General features: G+C 37.7%; 23 protein-coding genes, 1 pseudogene and 1 riboswitch. Of the genes and pseudogenes, 4 read left to right on the top strand and 20 right to left on the bottom strand.

All coding sequences use genetic code 11. The features are described from left to right. Window positions 1-49: 49 nt before the first annotated feature. From CBF30_RS07800 to CBF30_RS07790, 3 genes are all read right to left on the bottom strand, one after another. Complete coding sequence (locus CBF30_RS07800) at window positions 50-619, bottom strand: GNAT family N-acetyltransferase (RefSeq protein ID WP_126824762.1); 570 nt, start codon at window positions 617-619, stop codon at window positions 50-52. A gap of 119 nt (window positions 620-738) precedes the next feature. Then, entirely contained in the window at window positions 739-1938 is a 1200-nt protein-coding gene (locus CBF30_RS07795; protein ID WP_126824759.1) for a 3D domain-containing protein, read from the bottom strand. A gap of 164 nt (window positions 1939-2102) precedes the next feature. Next, complete coding sequence (locus CBF30_RS07790; RefSeq protein ID WP_126824756.1) at window positions 2103-2861, bottom strand: putative ABC transporter permease; 759 nt, start codon at window positions 2859-2861, stop codon at window positions 2103-2105. 139 nt (window positions 2862-3000) lie between these two features. On the opposite strand from CBF30_RS07790, the gene CBF30_RS07785 reads away from it, so the two are divergent. Both CBF30_RS07785 and CBF30_RS07780 read left to right on the top strand, forming a co-directional pair. Then, window positions 3001-4743, top strand: coding sequence for an ABC transporter ATP-binding protein (locus CBF30_RS07785; RefSeq protein ID WP_126824752.1), 1743 nt, complete (start codon window positions 3001-3003; stop codon window positions 4741-4743). Then, window positions 4733-6499, top strand: a complete 1767-nt coding sequence (locus CBF30_RS07780; protein WP_126824749.1) for an ABC transporter ATP-binding protein — start codon at window positions 4733-4735, stop codon at window positions 6497-6499. Before CBF30_RS07785 ends, CBF30_RS07780 begins: the two co-directional genes overlap by 11 nt. 64 nt (window positions 6500-6563) lie before the next feature. Here the strand turns inward: CBF30_RS07780 and CBF30_RS07775 are convergent, their stop codons facing one another. From CBF30_RS07775 to CBF30_RS07720, 13 genes and pseudogenes are all read right to left on the bottom strand, one after another. Continuing rightward, window positions 6564-7076, bottom strand: a complete 513-nt coding sequence (locus CBF30_RS07775) for a folate family ECF transporter S component (protein WP_245975047.1) — start codon at window positions 7074-7076, stop codon at window positions 6564-6566. A gap of 41 nt (window positions 7077-7117) precedes the next feature. After that, a riboswitch (THF riboswitch) is annotated at window positions 7118-7219 on the bottom strand. 142 nt (window positions 7220-7361) lie between these two features. Then, window positions 7362-7931: a putative antibiotic biosynthesis monooxygenase gene (locus CBF30_RS07770; protein ID WP_126824746.1), complete on the bottom strand. Its 570-nt coding sequence runs from the start codon at window positions 7929-7931 to the stop codon at window positions 7362-7364. A gap of 168 nt (window positions 7932-8099) precedes the next feature. Further along, complete coding sequence (rsmA, locus tag CBF30_RS07765; protein WP_126824743.1) at window positions 8100-8993, bottom strand: 16S rRNA (adenine(1518)-N(6)/adenine(1519)-N(6))-dimethyltransferase RsmA; 894 nt, start codon at window positions 8991-8993, stop codon at window positions 8100-8102. Further along, the gene (gene rnmV / locus CBF30_RS07760) at window positions 8983-9564 is read right to left on the bottom strand and encodes a ribonuclease M5 (RefSeq protein WP_126824740.1); all 582 of its coding nucleotides are present in this window, start codon (window positions 9562-9564) and stop codon (window positions 8983-8985) included. The genes rsmA and rnmV overlap by 11 nt, the downstream gene beginning before the upstream one ends. Then, the gene (locus tag CBF30_RS07755; RefSeq protein ID WP_126824736.1) at window positions 9561-10334 is read right to left on the bottom strand and encodes a TatD family hydrolase; all 774 of its coding nucleotides are present in this window, start codon (window positions 10332-10334) and stop codon (window positions 9561-9563) included. Before CBF30_RS07755 ends, rnmV begins: the two co-directional genes overlap by 4 nt. 100 nt (window positions 10335-10434) lie before the next feature. Then, window positions 10435-12435, bottom strand: a complete 2001-nt coding sequence (gene metG, locus CBF30_RS07750; RefSeq protein WP_126824733.1) for a methionine--tRNA ligase — start codon at window positions 12433-12435, stop codon at window positions 10435-10437. 174 nt (window positions 12436-12609) lie between these two features. After that, window positions 12610-13434, bottom strand: coding sequence for an aldo/keto reductase (locus tag CBF30_RS07745; RefSeq protein ID WP_126824730.1), 825 nt, complete (start codon window positions 13432-13434; stop codon window positions 12610-12612). A gap of 734 nt (window positions 13435-14168) precedes the next feature. Beyond that, on the bottom strand, window positions 14169-15425 hold the full coding sequence (locus CBF30_RS07740; RefSeq protein ID WP_126824727.1) for an ABC transporter permease: 1257 nt from the start codon (window positions 15423-15425) through the stop codon (window positions 14169-14171). After that, entirely contained in the window at window positions 15418-15651 is a 234-nt protein-coding gene (locus CBF30_RS12170; protein ID WP_390221236.1) for an ATP-binding protein DrrA1-3 family domain-containing protein, read from the bottom strand. The genes CBF30_RS07740 and CBF30_RS12170 overlap by 8 nt, the downstream gene beginning before the upstream one ends. Then, window positions 15633-16317: pseudogene (locus CBF30_RS07735) on the bottom strand (ABC transporter ATP-binding protein); the annotation flags it as partial. The gene CBF30_RS12170 and the pseudogene CBF30_RS07735, both read right to left, overlap by 19 nt. A gap of 18 nt (window positions 16318-16335) precedes the next feature. Beyond that, window positions 16336-16809: a hypothetical protein gene (locus tag CBF30_RS07730; protein WP_126824720.1), complete on the bottom strand. Its 474-nt coding sequence runs from the start codon at window positions 16807-16809 to the stop codon at window positions 16336-16338. A 2-nt stretch (window positions 16810-16811) separates the two neighbouring features. After that, the gene (locus tag CBF30_RS07725) at window positions 16812-17018 is read right to left on the bottom strand and encodes a helix-turn-helix transcriptional regulator (protein ID WP_126825535.1); all 207 of its coding nucleotides are present in this window, start codon (window positions 17016-17018) and stop codon (window positions 16812-16814) included. Window positions 17019-17086: 68 nt separating this feature from the next. After that, complete coding sequence (locus CBF30_RS07720; protein ID WP_126824717.1) at window positions 17087-17455, bottom strand: MerR family transcriptional regulator; 369 nt, start codon at window positions 17453-17455, stop codon at window positions 17087-17089. Window positions 17456-17530: 75 nt separating this feature from the next. Between CBF30_RS07720 and CBF30_RS07715 the strand changes: the two genes are divergently transcribed. After that, on the top strand, window positions 17531-17830 hold the full coding sequence (locus CBF30_RS07715) for a hypothetical protein (RefSeq protein WP_126824714.1): 300 nt from the start codon (window positions 17531-17533) through the stop codon (window positions 17828-17830). Between the two features lie 164 nt (window positions 17831-17994). Here the strand turns inward: CBF30_RS07715 and uvrC are convergent, their stop codons facing one another. Together uvrC and CBF30_RS07705 are read right to left on the bottom strand one after the other, a co-directional pair. After that, the gene (gene uvrC / locus CBF30_RS07710) at window positions 17995-19824 is read right to left on the bottom strand and encodes an excinuclease ABC subunit UvrC (protein ID WP_126824711.1); all 1830 of its coding nucleotides are present in this window, start codon (window positions 19822-19824) and stop codon (window positions 17995-17997) included. Window positions 19825-19901: 77 nt separating this feature from the next. Beyond that, the gene (locus CBF30_RS07705; protein WP_126824708.1) at window positions 19902-20810 is read right to left on the bottom strand and encodes a WaaS/CpsH family glycosyltransferase; all 909 of its coding nucleotides are present in this window, start codon (window positions 20808-20810) and stop codon (window positions 19902-19904) included. Window positions 20811-20957: 147 nt separating this feature from the next. Between CBF30_RS07705 and proC the strand changes: the two genes are divergently transcribed. Next, window positions 20958-21737 (top strand): pyrroline-5-carboxylate reductase, encoded by a 780-nt coding sequence (gene proC, locus CBF30_RS07700; protein ID WP_126824705.1) that lies wholly within the window; start codon window positions 20958-20960, stop codon window positions 21735-21737. A 50-nt stretch (window positions 21738-21787) separates the two neighbouring features. Here proC and CBF30_RS07695 read toward each other — a convergent pair whose 3' ends face one another. Together CBF30_RS07695 and CBF30_RS07690 are read right to left on the bottom strand one after the other, a co-directional pair. Beyond that, window positions 21788-22621: an energy-coupling factor transporter transmembrane component T family protein gene (locus CBF30_RS07695; protein WP_126824702.1), complete on the bottom strand. Its 834-nt coding sequence runs from the start codon at window positions 22619-22621 to the stop codon at window positions 21788-21790. Further along, window positions 22618-24327, bottom strand: a complete 1710-nt coding sequence (locus CBF30_RS07690) for an ABC transporter ATP-binding protein (RefSeq protein WP_126824699.1) — start codon at window positions 24325-24327, stop codon at window positions 22618-22620. The genes CBF30_RS07695 and CBF30_RS07690 overlap by 4 nt, the downstream gene beginning before the upstream one ends. Window positions 24328-24343: the final 16 nt, after the last annotated feature.

The raw sequence follows: 24343 nt of genomic DNA, 5'->3' as shown, positions 1-24343 counted from the left end.
AAGACACGTGTCTTTTGGTTCTTTTTTGACTAGAGCATTTTTTCTTGTTCTACTGTAATACCGTTTTTTGCATGTGCTTATATTCATGACCACTAATCATTTTTTTTCCTACATATGTAAACCCATGACGCACATAGAGTTTTTCTGCTTGGGGATTTGCTAAATCTACATTCAAGCCAATCCGCCTTTGGCCTGATTCTTTCGCTAAGATAGGCAAATAAGCTAATAACTCTGAGCCAATCCCTTGACCTCGAAACCGATGCGAAACGACAAGTGAATCTAAGTACCATTCGTTTGGGAATACTTCGCTATCAAGAAATAATTTTTGATCAACCTCATAGCTCTTTTCAGCTAGTAACTGTTGCAAGGGTTCATCTATCACCACTTCATCTGCTGCTGGATAACCAAATGCCACTCCTGCAACTTGTCCTTCGAGCTCCTTTACAATTGCTCTTTTGTAGCTGTAACGGTAGTTCGGATAAAAAGAGGCTTCACTCAGTAACTTTATCATTGTTGTATCACCAAGTTCTTTAACGAGGGATAATTCCATATCTTTTAAAATAACCAATACTAAGCGCATCATTTCGGGAATATCCTTTGGTTCCGCTGGTCGAATCATCTTTTTCTCTCCTTAATTTTAATAACCCAATCAGTATAACGTTGTTTTTTTGTCTTGTCAAAAAGTGCAAATCAAAAAACGTTAACCACTTTATTGGTTAACGTTTTATTTTTCAAGACCTAATTTCTATATACTTGGATCGTCACTGTGCGTCTTCCCCACTGTATACATTCAGCAATCGTTTTGTAGTGCAAGTCAATAATGTTTCCTTTGATAGCTCCACCTGTATCACCAGCAATCGCATAGCCATATCCTGGAACCGAAATCATCGATCCAAGCGGAATCACATTTTGGTCAACTGCAATACACCAAGGATTCTTACGTAAATCAATCCCAGTAGCAGTCAAAAAACCGCCTTCCTCTACTGAATAGCCCGTTGCTTGAACCGTCAACGAATAAGAACTCCCGCTTGAGGTATTGTTGTTATTGCTGTTGCTACTACTATTGTTGTTGTCATTATTTTGACTGCTTTGGTTATCATTTGTACTATTGGTAGTACTACTGCTTCCAGTTGTACTTGAGCTCGTACTGGTTTGTGTAGAACTAGAAGTTTGTGCTGCTTTTGTAGCGGCTTGTTGGGTTGCAGCTTCTGCCGCAGCCTTTTGCTCCGCTTGTTTGGCTTCTGCCACAGCTTTTGCTTCAGCCGCTTTCTTATCAGCTGCTACTTTTTCCAAGCGCGTTTCTTCTGTTTTACGTTCCGTTACAAGCTGACTAATCGTTGATTTGTTTTCTTCAAGTTTTGTTTGAAGGGCTGCAACTTTACTATCTAAGCTAGATTTTTCAGTTTCAGCATCTGCTTTTTTCGCCTCCAAATTTGCTTTTGTATCACTGAGCTTGGTTTGGAGATTCGCCAATTTTTCTTTGTCTTGATACAAAGATTCCACCTTGGTTCTTTCAGCCTCTTGAATCACCGAAACAGCGTACATCCGATTGATAAAATCTGAAATACTGTCCGATTCTAAAAGCATTTGAAGTTTATGTTGACCTGCATTTTGAATTTGCATATCTTTCATACGTCCCGCCATAGCAGCCGTTCTCTTCTTGATGCTTTCTTTCGTTTTATCGATATTAGTTTGTGTTTCAGCAATTGTGCTTTTTGCTTGTGCCACCTCACTATTTAACTTTTCTACTTCTTGATATTTTTTATTTACTTCACTTAATGAGGTTTGAATTTCACTACTGATTTTCTCACTCTGTTGCTTAGCAGCACTTTCTTCCTGCTTAATTTCATCTACAGATTTTGCAAATGTTGTTAAGGGCGAAGTGACGCTTACCAATAACATAAATACCGCAACAGTGCCAATCTTTTTAAATTTCAAAAAAAGACAACACCTTTCCTTTTTCTCTTTTTCAACTCTTATATTATACTAATAAAAGAAACAGCTTATGTAACAACAATATTACATTTTATTACAATATGTAATAAAAAGAAAAACCTCGTAATATTACAAAGTTTTCCTTTTCTACGTTTTATCAGACACTATTATTTTTGCTTTTTCTTTTGCTTATATAGCAAGACTAATTCATCTAAATTATCAATTCCTTTGATTTTTAATTGCCTAAAATTTGACAACATTCGCCGTTGGTTAAAGTTGAGCTTAGGCAAAGTTTTTTTCTTTTCATTGGTGAATTCCGATAGCCATGCTGCTTTTTCTTTTCTAAAAATATCTTGCCTCTTAGAAAACTCTGCTTTGACTTCATCAATTTTGCCAATCCAAACCTTGCTGACTTTTTGGAAAGAGATCATATTGCTGATTGTGTAGATGCTATCTGCAAACAAAACCAGTGCGATTACTAGTGGAATATAGCCTCCTGCAGCACCTTCGATACGCTCCGTTAAAAGCAAAACAAAAGGCTGAACAACCTTAACAATCAAAAGACACCCCACACCCCAAAACAAAGAGACGGGCAGCGCCACTCTTCCGTTTAAATTAAATGGAACGTCTTTGTAATCCCACCATGTCGCATGAAAAAAAGTTTCAAGGAGAAGACTAGTGACGTATTCTAAAATCGTTACCACACAGGTTGAAAAAATATAGAGAACAAGCAGATTTTTTTGATAAGGACTTACCAGTAAGAGTACTAGAAGAACGCCAAAACCATAGATTGGACAATAAGGACCCACCAAAAATCCTCTGTAGACAAATTTATGCGCCTTTGACGAGCAATAAATCGTTTCCCACAACCAGCCTATTACTGAATAAATAAAAAATAAAAGAATTAGTTCATTTATATGATTCATTTGCCCCCTCCTTTTCTTGTTCATATTGTAACAAAGTTTTTTCAGTTTGTCTTTGACAGGCCTTCCTATAGCCTTTATTTCTGATCTTTTCTAGAGTACAATGAAAATGAACGCTTCATTATTTCAAAGGGGGAATTAAATGTTTTCATTACTAAAATATGCTAAAAAATATCGCTTTCAGATTATTTTGGGGCCTATTTTCAAATTTTTAGAAGCGGTTTTTGAATTATTTTTACCCATCTACATGGCACGACTGATTGATAATGGGATCAAAAAGGGGGATGCGCAGTATGTGATACATACAGCCCGTACTATGATTTTCATGTCGCTGATTGGCCTGATATGTGTTTTGATTTGTCAATACTTTGCTTCTGTTGCATCACAAGGATTTGGTACGGAGTTGCGCTCTGCATTATTAAAAAAAATCAATACCCTCTCACATAAAGAGCTTGATGAGCTTGGAACTTCAACACTAGTCACAAGGATGACCAGTGATATCAATCAATTGCAACTCGCTTTAGCGATGCTTATTCGGCTTGTGATTCGAGCGCCATTTTTAAGCATTGGTTCGGTCATTATGGCCTTTTTCATTGAACCAAAATTAGCACTTATTTTTGTGTTAATCTTACCTATTTTTTGTATTGTACTTTATTTTATGATGAAAAAAACAGTTCCACTATATAAAAAGGTACAAAAGAAAGTTGATCATTTAAATCAAGCAATTGGCGAAAGCTTGGCTGGTGTACGAGTGATTCGCGCTTTTGCTAGAAAAGAAAACGAAGAAGAAAAAATTGCTCATGTGACAGATGACTTAGCAAAAGCTTATCGGCGTGTAGCGAATATCTCTGCTATTTTAACCCCTGCCACGACTTTAATTTTAAATATTGCCATTCTATCTTTGCTTTATTTTGGTGGAATAAAAGTCAACATTGGTTCTTTAAAGCAGGGAGAAGTATTGGCGCTAATCAATTATATGATGCAGATGTTACTCGCTCTCATCGTTGTATCCAATTTAGTAGTTATTTTCACCCGCGCCTCGGCTTCGGCTAGTCGTGTGAATGAAGTACTTGCTATCAAACCTTCGATACCAGAAGACACTCTTTCCTCTTACCAGTCAGTAAAGACACTATCTGGTACGTTAGCTTTTCAACAAGTTGATTTTCGTTATCAACCAGATGCGGGTCTCGCTCTTCAAAAAATCGATTTTTCAATAAAACAAGGGACTATCTTTGGTATTACTGGACCTACAGGAAGTGGAAAAAGTACCTTAATTCAACTCATTCCACGTTTCTATGATGTATCAACTGGTGCGATTTCACTAGCAGGGCAACCTATTACACAACTTCCAGTGGATGAATTGCGTCAGGCGATTGGGCTCGTTCCTCAAAAAAGTGTACTGTTTTCTGGAACCATTCGTGAAAACTTACAGTGGGGAAAAGCAGACGCTTCAGATGAAGAATGTCTAGCTGCATTAAAAACAGCGCAGTGTCTTGAGTTTGTCCAGTCACTTCCAAATGGTTTAGATACGCGCGTACTAGCAGACGGAAATAATTTTTCTGGTGGACAAAAACAACGATTAGCCATTGCCCGGGCTTTAATTCGAAAACCACCTATTTTAATTCTAGATGATTCACTAAGCGCACTAGATTACCGCACTGATCAAGATTTACGCCATGCCTTAAAACAAGATTTAGCTAATACCACCGTAATCATTGTCTCTCAAAGAATTAGCTCTGTTCAAAACGCCAATCAAATTCTTGTCTTGAACGAAGGAAAACAAGTGGGGCTTGGTACACACAGTGAACTCCTTACCCACTCTGCTATTTACCAAGAAATAGTTGCTTCCCAAGAAGAGCGAAAGGAGCAGTTGAATGAAAAATAGAAAGCGCATGAACTTAGCACCAATCAAACGTTTTTCTCCTTATTTAAGTCATTTTAAAAAAGAAATTGCCTTTGCCCTCGTTTCTGGACTGATAGCGGGTGGGACTACGGTTGTCATTACGGCTTATACCGGAAAAGCAGTTGATACCATGATTGGAAAAAATCAGGTGCTGTTTTCTGACTTGTGCCGTATACTCACTTTACTGGCAATGATTCTTGTGCTATCTGTTCTTTCTCAATGGATTATCCAAATTTTGGGCAATAAAATTGCCTATGTTTCTGTTGCAAATCTAAGAAAAGATGCCTTTAATCATTTAAACAAACTTCCTTTGAGTTACTACGATCAGACTTCTCAAGGAAATATTATGAGTCGTTTTACAAATGATCTAGATTATGTTTCTGAGGCATGTGTCGCGATCTTCAATACGTTTTTTTCAGGCATTACAATCGTCATCGTCTCACTTTTTGCGATGTTTTGGCTAAGCCCATTACTAACAATAGTTGTCTTGATCATGACTCCTCTAATCTTTTTAGTAAGTTGGTTTGTGACAAAAGCGAGCCAAGCACAATTCTCTAAGCAGCAACAATTGGTAGGCGATATTTCAGGATTTGTTTCTGAAGTTGTGGGCAATCAAAAAATTGTTAAAGCTTTTCAATATGAGAGCAGTTCACAAGCACGGTTTGAAAAAATGAACCAACAGTTGCTTGACTGGGGACAAAAAGCACAGTTTTATTCTTCATTATCAAATCCTACCTCCCGTTTTATTGATCATATTGCCTATATCGCTATTGGTTTAGTGGGAGGGCTTTTAGCACTGAAAGGAACAGGAAATGTTACTATTGGAATGATCTCAAGCTTCACCATTTATGCCAGTCAATTTTCAAAACCCTTTATTGACTTATCGGGTATCACGACACAACTTCAAACTGCCTTAGCTGGATTAGAACGTATTTTTACCATGATGGATGAACCCATTGAAGCAAAAGATGAGGCAAGCGCGGTTGTCCTCTCAAAAACAAAAGGAAATGTCTCGTTTGAGCACGTCTTCTTTTCTTACGATCCGTCCAGACCGTTAATCCAGGATTTACAATTGAACGTTACATCGGGTCAAACAGTCGCAATTGTTGGCAAAACTGGGGCTGGAAAATCGACACTTGTCAATCTGTTAATGCGCTTTTACGATCTTGATAGTGGCCAAATCTTAATTGATCGTATCCCTATTCAGCACTACACGAGAGATTCACTAAGAAAAGCTTTTGGTATGGTTTTACAAGACACTTGGCTTTTTGACGGAACCATCAAGGAAAACTTGACCTTTGGGAATCCTCAAGCAACAGACGAAGAGGTCATTGCTTGTGCAAAATCTGCGCTCGTTCATTCTTTTATTACCAAACTACCGCATGGATATGATACGGTTATCGGTAGTCAAGGGCTTAAAATATCTGAGGGGCAACGTCAACTTTTGACGATTGCCAGAACCATGATTTCTGCCCCACCAATGCTCATCCTTGACGAAGCTACTAGCTCTGTAGATACCTTAACAGAAAGCAAAATACAAGAAGCATTTCTTAGAATGATGCAAGGAAAAACAAGCTTTGTCATCGCACATCGCTTGTCCACGATTCGTAGTGCCGATATCATCTTGGTGATGGACGCTGGAAAAATCGTTGAGATGGGAAATCATGAACAGTTACTGAAAAATCCAAACGGTTTTTATTCAAAGCTTTATGCCGCCCAATTCTCAGAAAACAATTAAATAAGACATGATTCCGTGGATGTTTTCGGAATCATGTCTTTTCTTTTTATACTAACTAAAAAAGTTATTTTTTTATTTCTTTGGGTAATCTTCCTAATACAAGAAAAGTTAGAACTGCTTGCAAAGGAATCATCACCACTGCTTTTAACAGTCTGATGGGCATTAATCCCCAAAACGGCACTTTGTACATCAAATGCAACCAAAAAGGGGTTAACAATAAGCTACTTAATAATGTGATCACGATTGTTGAAAAAATAACTCGTTTCCAGGTTAGTTCTTTTTTGTAGTACAAGAGTCCATATAACATGCCAATCAGGCAGGCGTTAAACGTGAACCCTAAAAAGAAAGCTCCCTTTGGAAAAATCATCATTCCTAAAACATCAGCCAAACCACCACCAATCGCAGCGAGAAAAGGGCCAAATAAGGCACCCATTATTGTGGCTGGAATGAAATCAATCCCAATCCTTAAAAAGGTCGTTTCCACAGATAAAAATCGTGTAAAAACCACTTGCAAGGCAATCATCAACCCCATTAAAGCGATTACCCTGACATTCAATTTTTTCATACTTCTTCCCATGATGCGCATCTCCTTTAAGAGTTGCTACATACCTAAACTTATGCAGCGAATGCGAAAATAAAACCGCGAATCCAAACAGATTCTTCGTCCAAAAGGCAACATCCCATCCTCTTAGCACTTAACGCTTTATTTCCTACTCTGTATTTTTTGGTGTTCCAAACACCGTCCTTACTATACCATATCTATTAGGATTAACCAATAAAAAACAGGCTGCAATAAAATAAACAACCATTTTATCGCAGCCTTTTTATACCCAAAAGCTCATCTTAGCTTATGTAATTTTGGTTACTTTTTTGCTTGAGTAAAAACAGGAATATCTACAATTTTACTTAAGCGCTTCCCAATATAATATGCAATACTACCATCAATCAAACTATGAATAAATCCACCAACCCCTACTAGCACGATAACCGTGTAGACATAACCTTGACTATACATAGTTTCCGGCACATTTCCTTGAAAGAAAAATACACTCACAACCAAAAACTCTACAAATGCATGCACAATCCCTATGACAACATTAAAAATCTGATATTTTCCAAAACTAACAATAAACTTTGGCCTTTTTTTGAGCCAATACGCGCCAATCACTGCAAAAACAACATGAGATAACGCTCTAAATGCGATAATTACTGGAAATGATAAGAAAAATCCAAATGCCGTTCCTAAAGCTACACTGAGCGCCACTCCTGGTGAGATAAACATTGCCAAAAAAATAGGCAGATGACTAGCTAGCGTAAACGAAGCTGGCCCAACGACAACCTTTACCGGCATAATCAATGGAATAAGTATGCCCAATGCCACTAAAATAGCTGAAAAAACCAAATTACGTGTAGATATCCGATTTTGATTCATTTTTCACCCTCATTAACGATTCATTTTTTTATTTAGTACTAATCTATGTTGGCTTGATTCTAGCATGAGCTTTTCTTAAGTGTCAAGCAAATTTGATTTTAAAAACTGTACCAAGAGTTTTTAAAAAGAGCTGCTACGCCAAAGACGTTGCAACTCTATTTAGCTAATTTAATCAAAAAATTGTTCTTTTAGCTCAATCATCTTATTGGACAACTCTGCAAACTCCGTTAAGGATAGTGTTTCCCCCCGACGTTTGCGATCAATCTGGGCTGCTTCAAGAGATTGTTCAAGCCAGCTAACCGTTGCTTCGTCTTTCCCATAAGCATGTGTCAAGTTATTCCATAGCGTTTTACGACGCAACTGAAACGAAGCTTTTGTCAACCGAAAGAAAGCAGCCTCATCTATCACTTCAACAGCTGGCTGCGCTCTTTTAGTCAATTTTAAAATAGCTGAATCTACATTCGGCTGTGGAACAAAAGCAGTTTTTGGAACAATAAACGCTACTTCTGTCTCCATGTAATATTGCACCGCTATAGAAAGAGTACCGTAAGCCTTGGTAGACGGCGATGCGGTGATGCGCTCAGCTACTTCTTTTTGCATCATCACAATCATCTCTGAAATCTCTAAGTCAGCTTCTAAAAAGCGCATCATAATAGGCGTTGTAATATAATAAGGCAGATTAGCAACCACTTTGACCGGATAGTTTTGACTAAAAACAGCCGTCGCATCTTTTGATAGATTGGCTTTTAACACATCTTCGTGCAACACCGTGACATTCGGATAGGGTGCTAAAGTTTCTGCTAAGACCTCTAGTAAACGTCCATCAATTTCATACGCCAACACTTGATTGGCTGCACGAGCTAAATTTTCTGTAAGTGCCCCAATACCTGGTCCTACCTCAATAACATTAGTCGTACCCGTTATGTCTGCAACAGCTACGATTTTTCTCAAGATATTTGGCTCTGTCAAGAAATTCTGACCTAAACTTTTTTTAAACGAAAACCCATATTTTTTTAAGATTTCTTTCGTTCTACTGGGGGTGGCGATATCTTTATAATCCATGCTTTTCTTCCTCCGTTATTTTTTCCATCGCGTGCAAAAAAGTAGCTGGTTCTATGCGAAACATCGCCAAGCGTTTTTCCAATTGTTTCCCATTCGTATAACCGATTTTTAGGAGCTCACCTAACCGTTCTCTTCTTTTTTTTGCCTTCGCTCCTGCAATTAATCCCTGTGCTATTAGAATCGACTTATCAATTTCAGGTTCTAAGCGCGAATCAGTCGGTGTCATGACATTCTTCAGGGCTTCCAAAATCGCTTGATTACTGGCATGCTCTACGCCCAGACTACCTTTTTTACTTGGTACCGCATCTTTTCTAGCCAAAAAAGCATGTTTGACTGTTGGAATCTCTTCTGCAATAATCTTGCGGATTTTTTCTCCTGAAAAATCCGGATCTGTAAAGACAATAACTCCACGTATCGCTTCCGCATGTCGAATCTTCATCAAAGTCTCTGCGTTGATCGCGGAGCCAATCGTTTCAATGGTGTCAGCTTGGACCACTTCTTGAATTCTTTTAGTGTCATCTTTACCTTCTACTACAATAACTTCTTCAATAATTGTTTTTTTCTCTTTCATACTTCCTCAATTCTAAATAAACGATGCGCATTTTTTCTAGTCTGCATCGCAATCTGTTCGATTGATTCGCCTCGAAGCTCTGCGATTTTTTCTACAACATATCTTGTATACCCAGGCTCATTTCGCTTTCCCCGATAAGGAACAGGGGCAAGATAAGGGGCATCTGTTTCTACTAGTAATCGCTCTAAAGGAACGACTTTAGCAGCCTCTTGCACTTCAAGGGCTTTTTTAAACGTGACCACACCACTTAGTGAAATGTGCATACCTAAGTCCAAGAAACGGTTCATCCACTCTGTATCTCCACTAAAACTGTGCATAATCCCGCCAATAGTCGCTACTTTTTCATCTTTTAAAATCCGGTAAGTATCCTCTAACGCTTCTCTTGTATGGATACTAATCGGCAAATGACGCTCTTTGGCAATTGCAATTTGTCTACGGAAAACTTTCTCCTGTACATCCTTTGGGTCTTCCATCCAGTGATAATCAAGGCCAATCTCACCTAAGGCCACGACTCTGTCGCTTTCAAGTTGTTGTTGCAGTTTCGCTTCGACCTCTGGCGTATAGCTCCCCGCCTCAGTTGGATGCCATCCAATTATACTATAAATGTTGGCGTATGTTTGACTTAAACGTAATGATTTTTCAATAGTAGGTGTATCAAAACCAACGACCGCCATCTCCGTCACGCCTAATTTTTTAGCCGCCTCCATGGTTTCAGGGATATCATTTTTAAACTGCTCTGCATTTAAATGCGTGTGCGTATCAAATATCATGGTGTTTCCTCCTTCTTTAATTCATTAATCGTAAAGAAAACGACTGATCCAACAAATGGAAGGGCTCTTCCACTTGCTTTTTCAATCGTCACAAATTTATTTATGCAATAATCGCACCATTTGCTATTCCCTTAGGTGCTTCGACAATTTCTAATTTGCCGTTGCTTTCAGCGGATAAAATCATCCCTTGGCTGATTTGACCACGGAGTTTTCTTGGACTAAGATTTGCTACAATGACAACTTTTTTACCAATCAATTCTTCTGGACTCGGATAAAACTCAGCCACACCTGACAAGATTTGACGATGCGTCTTGTCCCCTGCATCTAATCTGAATTGGAGTAATTTGTCTGCTCCTTTGACTTTTTTACAGTCAATGACTTCGGCCACTTTCAGTTCTACTTGATCAAAGGCCTCATAGTTAATTTCTGATTTATCACTTGCTAATTCTGTATCTTCTGGGTTCCACTTGACTTCATCTGCTACATTGACCGTTTCCGTCATCTTCGCTTGAATGTAAGCCACTTCTTCTTCCATATCTAAGCGTGGAAAAATAGGTTTCCCCTTACTCACTACTTTTTTATCTTGAGGGAACTCGCCAAAGCGAATATTTTGAATATTAATTTGCTCAACGTTTAATCCTAATTGGCGATAAATTTCTTTTGGAGCTTGGGTCAGAAATGGCTGTAATAAAATAGCTGAAATCCGTAAGCTTTCTGCTAAATGAACCATCACACTATCCAGCTCACGTTTCTTCTCTGGATCTTTAGCCAGATTCCAAGGTTCAGTTTCATCAATATACTTATTGGCACGAGATACTAGCGTCCAAATTTCAGAAAGCGCTAGGTTGAACTCTAACCCATCCATCATCTTGTGGTATTTTCCGATAACATTTGCAGCAGTTGTAGACAACTCACTATCAAAATCCGTCACCTGTGAGGCATATTTGGGAATATTTCCATCACAATACTTATTAATCATGGCTACCGTACGATTTAATAAATTGCCCAAATCGTTAGCTAAGTCGTAGTTTACACGTGAAACAAAATCTTCTGGTGTAAAGACTCCGTCGCTACCAAATGGTACTGCGCGCATCAAATAATAGCGTAAAGCGTCCAAACCATAACGTTCTACCAGCATCTCAGGATAGACAACATTTCCTTTTGATTTAGACATTTTCCCATCTTTCATCAATAACCACCCGTGTCCAAAAACCTGCTTAGGCAATGGCAAATCGAGGGCCATTAAAAAGATTGGCCAATAAATAGCATGGAAACGAACGATTTCTTTTCCCACCATATGAACATTGGCTGGCCAGAACTTTTGGAAATTTGCATCATTTTCCGTACCATAGCCTAGTGCAGAAATATAATTAACCAAAGCATCCAACCAAACATAAATGGTATGCTTGGGATTACTTGGAACTTTTATTCCCCAATTGACCGCTGTTCGAGTAACAGCCAAATCTTCTAGCCCAGGTTTGATGAAATTGTTAATCATTTCATTTTTACGTGTTTCTGGTTGTAAAAATTCTGGATTTTCTGCATAAAATGCAAGTAAGCGATCTGCATACTTGTTCATTCTAAAGAAATAACAATCCTCTTTAACAAGTTCAACTTCATGTCCACTAGGTGCTTTGCCACCCGTCATATTCCCCTCATCATCACGGTAAACTTCCGCTAATTGTGTTTCAGTAAAATATTCTTCGTCTGATACTGAATACCAACCTTCGTATTCACCTAAATAAATATCTCCTTGTGCTAATAATTGTTCAAAAATCTTTTGCACACAAATCTCATGAGCTTCATCCGTGGTACGAATAAACTTGGTGTTGCTGATTTCTAATAATTTCCACAATTTTTGGACATCCGCAGCCATTGTGTCTACATACTCTTTTGGTGTTACCCCTAATTCTTTTGCTTTATCTTCAATTTTTTGACCGTGTTCATCTAGCCCAGTAAGGTAAAAAACATCATAACCAGTCAGTCGTTTATACCGTGCCATCACATCACAAGCAATGGTTGTGTACGAACTTCCAATATGTAATTTGCCACTCGGATAGTAAATCGGTGTTGTAATATAATATGCTTCTTTTTCTGTCATCTCAGAAAAACCCTCCCACCAGTAAAAAATAGCTATATTCTCTCTGTATTTTATTGGATATACTCTGTAAGTATACCATATTTTTTATTGAGATACTTCTCTTTTTTTGAGTGCCATTCTTTTTGGTTGTGCAAAAAAAAAAGACAGATATTTCTGTCTGTCTTTGAATTTGAATTAAAAATCGAAATGATCTGGATCTGGTCCGAATCGTTCATTGGTGTTTAAGTCGTTAATCGTTGCAATATCTTCAGCACTCAACTCAAAATCGAATATCGCAGCATTTTGTTCAATTCTTTCTTTATGCACTGATTTTGGAATCGTGAAAATATTATTTTGCAAATCCCAACGCAAGATCACTTGTGCTGGAGTCTTTCCGTATTTGTCTCCAATAGCTTTTAATTCTGGACGAACTAGGAGTTTTCCTTGTCCCAGTGGTGACCACGCTTCTACAGCAATTCCGTGTTGCGCACAAAATTTTCTCAAGGGTTCTTGATTTAACAACGGATGTAATTCCACCTGATTAATCATTGGAGCAATTTTCGCATCTGCTAGTAAATCTTCGAGATGGTGTTCTTTAAAATTGCTGACCCCAATTGCCCGAACTTTTCCTGCTTCGTATAACGTTTCAAGTGCACGCCAAGTTTCTTTATATTTTCCTTCGACAGGCCAATGAATCAAATATAAATCTACGTAATCAAGATTCAGTTTGCTCAAACTTTCTTCGTAAGCTGCTAAAGTTTGGTCATATCCTTGATCTGAATTCCATACTTTCGTCGTTACAAATAATTCTTCCCTTTTGATCCCAGATTGAGCGATTCCTTTTCCCACTCCTGCTTCATTCTTATAAACTGCCGCTGTGTCAATCGCTCGATACCCTGCTTCAATTGCCCATTGAACAGAATTGACCACCTCTGCCCCACTATCCACTTTCCAAACGCCAAGTCCTAACTTGGGCATTTCAACACCATTTGCTAACTTCGTTGTACGATTTCTATCCATGTTTGTTTCTCCCTTTCTGTAACTGCTTACTTTTTATTATACAGTTCCTTTCTTATTCACTCAAATAATTGAATTTAGCTTCTTGCGATTTTTAGCTTCGTTTAAGCTCCATGCCTTATCCTTTATTCATACCACAGCTAACAAACTTAAAACCTAAAACTCTTTTTCATTTTTTTACTCCTTAGAACTGGAACCCCCTTTATTCCAGTTCTTTTTTTGCACTTTTTTTATTTTCCCTATGCTCTTTTAGCTTCGTTTAAGCTCCATGTCTTATCCTTTATTCATACCACAGCTAACAAACTTAAAAACCTAAACTCTTTTTCATTTTTTTACTCCTTAGAACTGGAACCCCCTTTATTCCAGTTCTTTTTTTGTACTTTTTTTTATTTTTCTTGCGCTCCTTTAGTTTCGTTTAAGCTCCATACTTTATGCTTTATTTATACCACAGCTAACAAACTTAAAACCTAAACTCTTTTTCATTTTTTTACTCCTTAGAACTGGAACCCCCTTTATTCCAGTTCTTTTTTTGTTCTTTTTTTTATTTTTCCTATGCTCTTTTAGCTTCGTTTAAGCTCCATACCTTATCCTTTATTCATACCACAGCTAACAAACTTAAAAGCCAAAACTCTTTTTCATTTTTTTACTCCTTAGAACTGGAACCCCCTTTATTCCAGTTCTTTTTTTGTGCAAAAAAAGCTCCTTGCTCACACAAGGAACTTCAGCTTTACTTCGATTTAACTTCTTTTTTCGTTTTTCATTAGAACCATTGATTTTTTTAGTGCTTTCCACGTACCACCATCACTGTATATTAGCACATTGGACCGGTAAAAATTAGCTGATATAATCGTTAAAGCTACTGATGCCACCGCGAGTAGAAGCAACGAAATCCAAATTTCCGGTGTTGCAACTGTCCCGCTAGCAATTCTGAACGGCATCACAAATGAGGATAGTAAAGGGATAAACGACGTAATTTTAACTATGATACTTTCAGGATTGTTTTGTCCCACAAAAATCCCAATGTAAAATCCAGCAATTGCTATAAAAACAATCGGTTGAATTGATTTTGCCACATCTTCTGTTCTGCTGACTAAAGAGCCTAGAAAGGCCGATAAAACCGCAAAGGCTAAAACACCCAAGACAAAAAATAGCAAATTATAGCCGAAGATAGCCGTCACCAAATCATGAAGTTTTACATTTGAAAGTAATTGTTGTACGATTTCAATTTTTTTCACATTCTGATACGCTACAATCCCTAAGACACCGTAAATGACAATTTGGGTCAAGCAGACCAACAAAATCCCAATTAATTTTCCATAAAAGTGAGTAGTCGCTTTTATACTGGAAAGGATGATTTCCATAATTCTTGTGCCCTTCTCAGAAGCAATCTCCTGCCCAATAATACTAGAGTAATTGACAATAAATAAAAAGATTAAGAATGACGCTGCAAGTGCCCCAATCATCATCAAACCTTGATTGGAACTTTTATTTTCCTTATCGCCATCAAATTTGAGCGTCGTACTAGTGACCTTAGCGGGTTCGTTCAGTGCGCGTAACTGTTCTTGACTCAAATTGAGCTGTTCTGCCACAATAGAAGTTTTCATCGCAGTCAACTTTTGCGTCAAGTCTGCTTGCAAGCTTGCCTGATCATTTGAAGAGCTATATAACAATCCTTCAACCGTTGCATCTTGTCCTTTAATTACAAAATAGCTATCAATTTTTTCTTGTTTCAATGCTTTTTTTGCTTGATTTTCTGTTGTAATTTTCTTGTTAATGGTATAACTTTCTGATTTTTGATTCATGAAAGCAGTACGATAGGCTGAATCCTCTGCTATAATGGCCACTGTTTTATCATTAGACGATTGTGTCATCAAGTAACCAAATACTCCTCCGATTGCAAGCATGATAAAAGGCATTAAAATCATCACCAAAAATGCAACTGATTTCACATTTCGTTTGTATGTTTCTGCTGCTACAATCCACAATTTATTCATTTGGCTCACTCACTTTCATCTTAAAGATTTCTTCCAGCGTTGGAGGCTGTTGGCTAAACATTGGAATGTACCCTTCTTGTGTGACTAGACTAAAGAGTTCTTTCCCAACCTCTGGATTTTCAAGCGTTAGACGCGTGACGCCATCCTTATGTTTCACTCCATTTACAACACCTGGTACCTTTTCTAACTCCGATAAAGGATAGGTCGTTTCTAAATATAATTTGATTCTGCCAAATTGTTCGCGAATCTCTTGGACTTTTCCATTTAAGACCGGTTTGCCATTTTTCAACATTAAGAGCTGGTCACAAATTTTTTCAACATTATCCATATTGTGGCTAGAGAATATAACACAAGACCCTTTACTTTTCAATTCGATAATCGCTTGAGTCAAAAGTTCTGCGTTTACTGGATCTAATCCACTGAAAGGTTCATCTAAAATAATCAGCTTTGGTTCATGAATTAGTGTACAAATCACTTGTACTTTCTGTTGATTTCCTTTAGATAAAGTCTTCACTTTATCTGTTTTTTTCCCTTTTACTTCAAATTTCTTTAACCACTCATCAATTTTGGGAGCAATTTCTTCTTTTTTCTTGCCTCTTAGTTTGGCAAAATAAATAATTTGATCCTCAATCGAGATTTTAGGATACAACCCTCGTTCTTCTGGCAAGTACCCAATTATGTTATAAACTTCTTGATTCAGTTTTTGTCCATTCCAAAGTACTTCCCCTTGATTGGCTGTTAAAAAATCCAATATCAGACGAAACGTCGTGGTTTTTCCAGCGCCATTTTGCCCAATCAGGCCCAATATAGTTCCATCTTCAATTTTAAAACTGACATCATCTACTGCTGTCATCTCATCAAACGTTTTGACCAACCCATTTACCTCTAACATTTATTCTCCTCCTTCGACCTACATTTTATTTTTATATGTAACAAATGCAAGAGTATATACTCCTAAAAATACTCCTACAAGTAACACCATAATCCAAGCAAATACTCCATTAAAAAGCATCCCAATAAAGCCAATAAAATAAGCAACAACCAATAATGAGATTCCTGCTACTTTGTACGCTCTCAAACTAATTTCAAGAATTCGTTCATCGTGTTCTTCGATACGCTTTTTTTTAAGTTTTTCGCTACTCTGAACGATTTTTTTCAACTGAATGGCTTTGATACTTCCAGATGAAATCAAGCCAAAACCAACCCCTGTATATATACCCGATGCAAAATCGCTAATTTGAAAACCAATCATGCTAGGCAATAGCCACAGTAAAAGTAATGTTAACACACCCATAAAAGCGATCAACAACATTTTATTTCTTCTTTTGTTCACTACTTCCTTATACTGTTCATCATTTTGAATAGTTTTATTTGTAAAATTCATTTTTAACTGTCCTCCTCATCGTCAAAAATAAATACTGCTTCAATGTGCGTTTCAAAGAGTTTTGCAATACGGTGGGCCAAATGCAGCGAGGCATTGTACCGACCACTTTCTAAAGAGATAATTGTTTGTCTCGTAACACTGACAGCTTCGGCCAACTCGCTTTGTGTTAGCCCTTTTGCTTTTCGTAATTGCTGAATTTTGTTCTGCAACATACTCGCCCCATTCATATTCCACTTTAAAAAGTATAGCTCACTTTACTTTTTATGTAAAGCTTATTTTACTTTTTTAAAAAAAGTGATTGTTCTAGTAGTACTTTTGTTGTTTCTAGGTGTTTTTTTTGTTGTCGGTAAGCTTCGATTTTTTGACTGACATTTTGTAATTCACTTTCCACTAATTTCAAATTTTCTTGGTGCTGGTCCTTCGTATTACACCCTAGTTTTGCACGATTTTCCTTAATTACTCGGATCGTGGAAATCGAAAACCCCATGGCTTTTAACTCCAAAATGGCTTCAAAGTCTGCTATTTCCTGCTCTTCAAACCAATAATTCCCATTTTTTTTCTTGGGATGTAGCAGCTTTTGCTCCATATAATATCTTACTGTATCACGTGTCGTATTCATTTGTTGCTGAAATTTTCCAATATACATATTTTCTCCTTTTCAGGGGGTTCACCCCCTGTGGTAGACTTATTTTGTTTTAAGTATAGCTTAAGGAGGAAAAAAATGAAATTTATCTTATACGGAGTACTTTATTCTTATTTATTCTTGATGGGGACAAGTGGGGTTTTGGCCTTTTTACGTCAACAAATTCCTTTTTACTTGATGTGCTTGAATGTTGGCTTCGCTTTGATTGGAATTTGCTCACCACTTTCACCATGCTTTCTTTGGATTTCATTAATCGGGTTACTCGGAACAGCCTGCCTAAACGGATTGATCTTAAATGGTCGCATCCAAGTCATTCATCTAGCCAGTCGTTTACTATTATCTGTCCTCTTGCTTCTTTTTTATTATTTAAACAAATAAAAAAGAAGGTAGGACAGAAGTGAGTAGCTTTGAAAGTCCAACCGGAATTTCTCTGCAAGTCTTTGCTGATTTAAGTTTACTTACAAAGAAGTTACTTCTGTGCCCTCCGCTTATTTGAAGACTAAGAGCCTGAAATATAACTTAAAAGTTATATTTCAGGCTCTTTAGTGAGGGCTTGCCGCAGTCGTATTTTGTACTGCTTCTTGTGTTGTTTCACTTCGATCTTTCGCAAAATGTGTGTAGACCGTGTGTGCAACGTTGGTTGGCAGTCCAGCTTGTTTTAATTCTGCTTCTGAGGCTTCAATTATTTTTTTCAAAGATTTGAATTGGCGCAATAGCTGTTGTTTCCGCTTTGGTCCTAAGCCTTCAATCTCATCCAAACGCGAAGCAAAACTATTTTTACTTCTAAGCTGACGATGAAACGTAATCGCAAAACGATGCACTTCGTCTTGAATTCTTTGTAATAAAAAGAATTCTTGTGAATTACGAGTCAAATTTACTACTTCAAGTGGATCCCCGTATAACAGTTCACTCGTACGATGTCGATCATTTTTGGCAAGCCCTGCAACTGGAATAGCTAAGCCTAATTGTTCCTCTAGGACTTCTTTAGCAGCATCTACTTGTCCTTTCCCGCCATCGATTATAATAAGGTCTGGAAATGGTAAGCAATCTTTTACAACACGAGCATATCTTCTATAGATTACTTCCCGCATAGAGGCATAGTCATCTGGTCCCTTAACGGTTTTGATTTTGTACTTTCGATATTCTTTTTTACAGGGTTTTCCATCTACAAAAACAATCATCGCCGAAACAGGATTCGTGCCCATGATATTTGAATTATCAAATGCTTCTATACGGTTTGGCGTAGCAATTCCCATTGCCAGACCCAGCCTTTCAAGGGCTCCTGTCGTCCGCTCTTCTTTTTGCATAATTAAATCAAATTTTTCAGTCAACGAAACAAACGCATTTTTGTTGGCTAACTCAACCAGTTTTTTCTTCTTCCCTCTTTGTGGCTGGATCAGTTTGGTTGGAATAACTGCTTGTGCACTTTCTGCTTCGATGTTTCCTGGTAATAAGACTTCTTTTGGTGGCAGGTGTTTTTGATTATGATAAAACTGTCCCAAAAAGGTTAAGAAATCTTCTTCTGCTTCATTATAAAACGGAAACATCGAAACATCTCGCTCAATCAATTTACCTTGCCGAACAAAAAAGACTTGGACACACATCCAGCCCTTATCAATTGCATATCCAAATACATCACGATCAACAAAATCAGTATTCGTCATTTTTTGGTGAGTCATAACGGTTTGAATGGATTGAATTTGATCACGGAACTCAGCTGCTTTTTCAAACTCCAGATTTTCAGCAGCTTGCCCCATCTTCTTTTCAATATTTTTTTGAATTTCTGTGTACCCTCCATTTAAGAAATGCTTAATTTCTTCCACCATATCTTGATAGACTTTTGGATCAACCTCAAAAACTGAAGGGCATAAGCATTGGCCTAAGTGATAGTATAAACAAGGTTTTTTTGAGGACAAACTGCATTTTCTTAAAGGATACAGTCGATCCAACAAACGTTTGGTTTCGTTAGCAGCCTTGGCATCTGGATAGGGTCCAAAATAGTGTGCTTTATCTTTCAAAACTTTACGCGTAATCATGAGTCTTGGGTACTTTTCATTGGTTATTTTGATATAAGGATAACTTTTATCATCTTTTAGCATAATATTGTACTTGGGATCATTCTTTTGAATTAAATTGATTTCAAGAAGAAGTGCCTCCACATTTGACTCTGTTACGATATATTCAAAATCCACAATTTCACTAACTAGCTTTTCTGTTTTTGTATCATGACTACCAGTAAAGTAAGAACGCACACGATTTTTCAATATCTTGGCTTTCCCTACATAAATAATCGTCCCATTTTGATCTTTCATCAAATAGCAACCAGGTTGATCTGGCAACAACGCTAATTTTCCTTTGATTTTTTCATTCATCTATTCTCTTCCTCTATCCTAGTTTCTCTTCCTCTCTATTATAACATGAGTGTCTAATTTTTGATGCTGGCGCGCACTTATTCTACATTCTGGAAATTTTTGTATTCCAATCGTTGAAACGCTTCTAAATCTTGGTGCGCAAAGCGCTGTGACCAAGCGCTCACATCGTAGAAATCCAAAATTTCTTTCTTCACAGGCTCATAAGGCTTTTGCATAAATTCAGGCAAATACGCGTTATCATCTTGGCCTAGAACAAAAATGTTATGAGGATGATAAAAACAATAGTCTTTTATCACTGGATTCGTTGTAATTAATTTCTTTTTGAAATACAAAGCCTCCATGCTACGTAAAGTCAGCCCTGTTTGATGTTCTCGCATGATTTCTAAAATAGCACGACTTTGAAATACAAAATCTAAATACTGATCATAAGGCACATATTCAGAAGTCGTTTTGCCTTCCCCTTTTGTGATGTGGTAAAACGTAGTCAAACCTAATAATTCAAATGTTTTTTCTAACTCCAGTGCTTGGTCAACCCGACCTTTATTTGACGCACCAAAAAATATGTCATACTGGATTGGTAAGGTTCGGTTCTTCAAATTTAACGAATAAAAAGTTGAGTTATGCAGCAATCCGTATTGTTGGGCCTCAATTGGATCAAATGAAAAAATTTCATCCACAACTTTTGCTGCTTGTGTTTGAGCTAATAGCAACTGTTTGTCCGCAGCAAAATAATTCCAAAAATAAAGAACAACTTTAGCCGCAGTATATCTTTTAACAAATACCGCCATTTCTGGTGAAAAGCCATAGTCCAAAAAGATAATCAATTGATAGTGGCTAAGTTTTTCACTCCAGAGTGCTTGATTCACACTTAAAAGAGGATTTGCCATAGCATCTAGAAGTTCAGTTCTTGACCAAACATCGATTTCAGTACAATACGGAAAAAAGTATAAGTCACGATTTTTTGCAATTAATAACGTCTCACTCATTTTACTCACCCTTTCAAATTCTTTGATGAACTAAATCATAGCATACTTTTTCTCATTTTTATTTAATTATGCTTTTTTAAAAAGCGTTTGCACTTCTTCTTTTAGGCCAGTATACTTTAAGTACTAGAAGAAAGTGAGGCGGATAACATGAAAATTGCATGTTTTGGTGCAGGTCAGATTGGTAGTGCGTTTATTAGAGGCGTATTAAAAAGTCAAATCGTACGACCAGAAAATCTATTAGTAAAAGGCGGGAAAAGTGGAACAGCGGAGGCATTACAAGCAGAGTTAGGTTTTCGTTTAGTAAGAAACGTAGCGGATTTAACAGACTGTGACGTTGTTTGTATCGCAACAATTCCCTCTGTTATTCCAAGTATACTTAAGGAATTGAAAGGAAACCTTGGGCAAAATACAATCGTTTTATCTTTGGCAACTTCGCCAAGTATCGCAGTTCTCCAAAGCGCATTGGGTTCGCACTCCTTGGTTGCACGTGCCATTCCCAATACACCCATTCAAGTCTTAGCGGGTATGACAGGCGTAAGCTATGGAAAGAATTGTCAAACAACGCACAAAGAAACGGTCCAAGCCCTCTTAGGTTCACTTGGTCAAGCTTTGGAAGTCCCAGAAGAAAAATTGGGTATTTTTGGCACAGTCGCTGGCTGTGGCCCTGCATTTGTCGATGTATTTATCGAAGCTTTGGCAGATGCCTCTGTACTAAACGGACTCTCACGCAAAGAAGCTTACAAAATCGTGTTACAAATGATTCAAGGAGCGGCTACTTTAGCGCAAGAAAGTCAAACCCATCCAGCAGTTTTAAAAGACCAAGTATGTTCTCCTGGTGGTTCAACGATTCGTGGTGTGGCGGCGCTTGAAGAAAACGGCTTTCGCAATGCGGTCATTCAAGCTATTACAAAAGCGAACATTCATTAATCCTATAAGGCAAAAAGACACCCGTTTGAAAACGAGTGTCTTTTTTTAAATTAGTGGAACGGATTATAAAATCTTCCACCATTAACATAAAATAAACTAAAGCTAATAATGGTTAACCCAATTCCGATTGCCAACACAGCAAAATCTTTTGGCTGGAGTGACTTTGATGCATACCAGGTTCTTTTTTTCTTCTGGCCGAATCGACGTAGCTCCATAGCGGTACTGATCGTTTCAATCCGATCTAAACTCGAAAAAATGAGGGGCATAATAATTTGTGCGGTTCCTTTGATACGCTTTGATAAGCTAGCTTTCTTTGACATTTCATACCCTCTTGCTTGTTGCGCCTGAGAAATATTAAAAAAATCTTCTTGAATATCTGGTATATAACGCATCGCAAGGGCAACCGCATAACTTATTTTGTAGCTGACACCAATCTTATTCAGACTTGCCGCTAGCTCGCTAGGATTTGTCGTCAAAATAAACAATAGAGCTAATGGGATTGTTGAGAAATATTTCAAGACCAAATTGAACTCATAAAATAGCTGTTCTTGAGTCAAACTATATCGCCCAATCCCTTCAAAAATCACTGTTTTAGAATGGTATAAAGACACCCCGTATTCAGGAGAAAACAGATACACTGCGACCAAATTTAATAAGGAGAAAAAAGCAATGAACCGTAACACAAAAGAAACTTGCCGTAAGCGAATGTGCGAAAGCTTAAATAAAACCAGCGAGCACACACTCATAAAAAATAAAAATCTCGTATCATAGGTTGTCATACATGCCACTGAAAGAAGAATGAAAAAGAGCAATTTTGTTGTTGCATTCAGCTTATGAATAAAAGTATGATCCGGTATATACCCTAACATCTGATGTTCTTTCATTGAAAACGCACCTGCCGATCATAGCGAATAAATGTCTGCACAAATTCTAGTGGATCTGCCAAACCAATCTGCTTGGCAAACGTAAAGAGACTCGTTTCTTTGAGCTGCGCTTCTGCAACCAATGCTTGGTTTGTTAGGACACTCACTGGGGCGGTATCTGCCAAAATCAATCCTTCACTGACTACAAGCGCACGTTCTGTATACTCCAACATCAAGTGCATGTCATGCGTGATCATCACAATGGTCACCCCTGTTTGGTTCAACTCCTCTAAAAAGTGCATCATTTCTGTGTAATGTTTAAAATCTTGTCCCGCAGTCGGTTCATCCAAAATAATCATCTCAGGATCTAAAACCAAAATAGCCGCAATTGTTACCCGCTTTTTCTGTCCAAAACTTAAAGCAGAAATCGGCCAATTTCGAAACGAATACAGCCCACAAATCTTAAGAACCCGCTCCACACGCTCTTTAATTTCTGCTTGCGGAACTCCTCTTAGAACCAAACCAAGTCCAACTTCATCTGCAATCATTTTTTTTGAAATCATTTGATTGGGATTTTGCATCACAAAACCAATCTTGTCAGCCCGTTCTTTGATCGATAGCTTTTGAAAATCTTGTTTTTTCCAAGTCATCTTGCCACTCTGTGGTTGAATAAATCCACAAACAGCCTTACATAACGTCGATTTTCCCGCACCGTTTTTCCCAACGATGCTCACCATCTCACCCTTATGAAAGGTTGTCGATACTTCATCCAAAACCAGACGTTCTTCTGAATGATATTGATAGGTTACTTTTTCCAATTTAAGCAAGTCTTCTGTCTTGCTTGCATCAATCTGAAATTCTTGCTTTGCTACCCATTTTTCAATTTGTTCCTTTAACTGTGGCGCTGAAATACTCGTGCTCTTCTCGATGCCAGAAACACTAGCTAAATCAACTCCTGCATACTTCATAGCCGTAATATACAAAGGCTCTCTAATTCCTTGAGCGGCTAAAACATTAGTTTTTAGTAACGCATCTGGTTTTTGATCCGCTACGATTTTCCCTTCATTAAATACAATAATTCGGTCCACATCACGGTATAAAACGTCCTCCAAACGATGCTCAATAATTAAAATCGTAGCCCCAGTTTGTTTGTGAATTTTATCAATCAAATGAATGGTTTCTTTTCCAGAAGCAGGATCTAAGTTTGCGAGTGGCTCATCAAACAATAAGATTGGCGTTTCATTAATTAAAACTCCCGCAATGGAAACACGTTGCTTTTGACCTCCAGATAAGTCTTGGGGACGGTGTGTTAAAAAATCTATCAGACCAACTTCTTTGGCCCATTTTTGAACTTCTTTTTTCATCTTTGGCTTGTCTACCGCATCATTTTCAAGAGCGAAAGCAATATCTTCTGCAACAGTTAATCCAATGAATTGGCCGTCTGTGTCTTGCAAGACCGTTCCGACATCAAACGATCTTTCCCCTAACGTAACCTCTTGATTGTCTTTTCCATTGACCAACACTTTGCCTTGACTTGTTCCTTCATATTGATGTGGGATTAACCCGTTGATACAATGAGAAAACGTTGACTTGCCACTACCACTGGGGCCTACTATGGCAATTTTTTCCCCCGGATATATCTGTAAATCAATATGATGCAGCGTTGGTTCTGCTTGACTATGATACTGAAAACTAAAGTCCTCAAATGAAATCAACGGTTTTTTCATGCCCGTTTCTCCTCTT

This window comes from Vagococcus entomophilus (assembly GCF_003987595.1).
In the GTDB taxonomy this organism is placed as follows: Bacteria; Bacillota; Bacilli; order Lactobacillales; family Vagococcaceae; genus Vagococcus_E; species Vagococcus_E entomophilus.
Note: the sequence above shows the minus strand (reverse complement) of the source record. Positions and strands in the feature narration are given on the sequence as shown.

Bases quoted from the DNA above. Each gene is read 5' to 3' on its own strand.
- CBF30_RS07770 (WP_126824746.1), bottom strand. From the start codon at position 7,931: ATGAATCAAAATCGGATATCTACACGTAATTTGGTTTTTTCAGCTATT.
- CBF30_RS07790 (WP_126824756.1), bottom strand. From the start codon at position 2,861: ATGAATCATATAAATGAACTAATTCTTTTATTTTTTATTTATTCAGTA.
- CBF30_RS07705 (WP_126824708.1), bottom strand. From the start codon at position 20,810: ATGAGTGAGACGTTATTAATTGCAAAAAATCGTGACTTATACTTTTTT.
- CBF30_RS07720 (WP_126824717.1), bottom strand. From the start codon at position 17,455: ATGTATATTGGAAAATTTCAGCAACAAATGAATACGACACGTGATACA.
- CBF30_RS07715 (WP_126824714.1), top strand. From the start codon at position 17,531: ATGAAATTTATCTTATACGGAGTACTTTATTCTTATTTATTCTTGATG.
- CBF30_RS07785 (WP_126824752.1), top strand. From the start codon at position 3,001: ATGTTTTCATTACTAAAATATGCTAAAAAATATCGCTTTCAGATTATT.
- uvrC (WP_126824711.1), bottom strand. From the start codon at position 19,824: ATGAATGAAAAAATCAAAGGAAAATTAGCGTTGTTGCCAGATCAACCT.
- CBF30_RS07800 (WP_126824762.1), bottom strand. From the start codon at position 619: ATGATTCGACCAGCGGAACCAAAGGATATTCCCGAAATGATGCGCTTA.
- CBF30_RS07755 (WP_126824736.1), bottom strand. From the start codon at position 10,334: ATGATATTTGATACGCACACGCATTTAAATGCAGAGCAGTTTAAAAAT.
- CBF30_RS07745 (WP_126824730.1), bottom strand. From the start codon at position 13,434: ATGGATAGAAATCGTACAACGAAGTTAGCAAATGGTGTTGAAATGCCC.
- CBF30_RS07740 (WP_126824727.1), bottom strand. From the start codon at position 15,425: ATGAATAAATTGTGGATTGTAGCAGCAGAAACATACAAACGAAATGTG.
- rsmA (WP_126824743.1), bottom strand. From the start codon at position 8,993: ATGGATTATAAAGATATCGCCACCCCCAGTAGAACGAAAGAAATCTTA.
- rnmV (WP_126824740.1), bottom strand. From the start codon at position 9,564: ATGAAAGAGAAAAAAACAATTATTGAAGAAGTTATTGTAGTAGAAGGT.
- proC (WP_126824705.1), top strand. From the start codon at position 20,958: ATGAAAATTGCATGTTTTGGTGCAGGTCAGATTGGTAGTGCGTTTATT.
- CBF30_RS07775 (WP_245975047.1), bottom strand. From the start codon at position 7,076: ATGGGAAGAAGTATGAAAAAATTGAATGTCAGGGTAATCGCTTTAATG.
- CBF30_RS07695 (WP_126824702.1), bottom strand. From the start codon at position 22,621: ATGAAAGAACATCAGATGTTAGGGTATATACCGGATCATACTTTTATT.
- CBF30_RS07690 (WP_126824699.1), bottom strand. From the start codon at position 24,327: ATGAAAAAACCGTTGATTTCATTTGAGGACTTTAGTTTTCAGTATCAT.
- metG (WP_126824733.1), bottom strand. From the start codon at position 12,435: ATGACAGAAAAAGAAGCATATTATATTACAACACCGATTTACTATCCG.
- CBF30_RS07780 (WP_126824749.1), top strand. From the start codon at position 4,733: ATGAAAAATAGAAAGCGCATGAACTTAGCACCAATCAAACGTTTTTCT.
- CBF30_RS07730 (WP_126824720.1), bottom strand. From the start codon at position 16,809: ATGAATTTTACAAATAAAACTATTCAAAATGATGAACAGTATAAGGAA.